At 53.9% G+C, this 1,155-nt stretch carries 3 protein-coding genes; all 3 read right to left on the bottom strand.

The features are described from left to right. Nucleotides 1-239, bottom strand: a 239-nt coding sequence (gene ybgE / locus WH277_RS01415) for a cyd operon protein YbgE (protein WP_339503943.1), incomplete at its 3' end; no start/stop codon positions are given. After that, nucleotides 239-352: a cytochrome bd-I oxidase subunit CydX gene (gene cydX, locus WH277_RS01410; RefSeq protein ID WP_133845500.1), complete on the bottom strand. Its 114-nt coding sequence runs from the start codon at nt 350-352 to the stop codon at nt 239-241. The genes ybgE and cydX, both read right to left, overlap by 1 nt. Nucleotides 353-366: 14 nt before the next feature. Further along, on the bottom strand, nt 367-1,155 hold a 789-nt coding region (gene cydB, locus WH277_RS01405), incomplete at its 5' end, for a cytochrome d ubiquinol oxidase subunit II (protein ID WP_339503941.1).

Raw genomic sequence — 1,155 nt, 5'->3', positions numbered from 1 at the left:
GAGAAAAATCCACGCCAGCGTAGACGATGCGGGCGGAAGCCCACACCGTGAATCACGCCCGTGCAGACCGCCCACATCAGCAACAGCCCCTGCCAGATAGCCAGCTCACTGCTGTTCGCGGCAAAGCGCGCTGGGTTCCAGAATATGCATCCCGCCAGCACTAACGCAGCCATCAGGGAAAGGGCCCTCAGCAGGCCCTTGTCCATTAGTTGATAGAGACGAGCGATGCCCTCCCCCATCACAGTTCCTCTTTACTCGCGGCTGACGCTTCTGCTTGCTCAAGCGCCAGTGCAGTAATGATACCGAAGGCACAAGCCAGTAGCGTGCCAAGGATCCAGGCAAAATACCACATATGTTGCTCCTTCTTTAGTAGAGAGAATTGCTGTTATTCTCAATCTGTTCTTTCGTCACGCGACCGAACATTTTGTAGTAACACCAGGTTGTGTAAGCCAGGATAATCGGCACAAAGATAGCCGCCACCACGGTCATGACATTGAGTGTCAATACCGTCGACGTAGCATCCCACATGGTCAGGCTCACATTTGGTACGGTACTGGATGGCATAACAAACGGGAACATCGCAATACCGGCCGTCAGAATGACACAGGCCAGCGTCAGTGAAGAGAACAGGAATGCCCAGGCCCCTTTTTCAATTCGCGAGAAGAGAATAGTCAGTAACGGCAGTACCACACCCAGTGCCGGAATAGCCCAGAGAATCGGCGCGTTATTGAAGTTCACCATCCAGGCACCCGCCTGACGGCTGACTTCTTTCACCAGTGGATTAGACACACCGTTATGATCGAGTGCCGAGGTCACCACATAGCCATCAATGCCGTACACCACCCAGACACCTGCCAGCGCGAAGCAAACCATCATCACGGCAGCCGAAATCTGCGCGGTTTTACGGGTACGCAGATGCAGTTCGCCGACGGTACGCATCTGCAAATACGTTGCGCCCTGGGTCAGGATCATTGTCAGGCTGACAATTCCCGCCAGCAGACCAAACGGATTCAGTAGTTGGAAGAAGTTGCCGGTATAGAACAGGCGCAGATCGTTGTCGATGTGGAAAGGCACGCCTTGTAAAAGGTTACCAAAGGCGACACCAATAACCAGCGGCGGGACAAAACTACCGATGAAAATCGCCCAGTCCCACAT

Source organism: Erwinia sp. MYb416 (assembly GCF_037479575.1).
In the GTDB taxonomy this organism is placed as follows: Bacteria; Pseudomonadota; Gammaproteobacteria; order Enterobacterales; family Enterobacteriaceae; genus Erwinia; species Erwinia rhapontici.
This window is presented reverse-complemented; position numbering and strand designations above follow the sequence as displayed.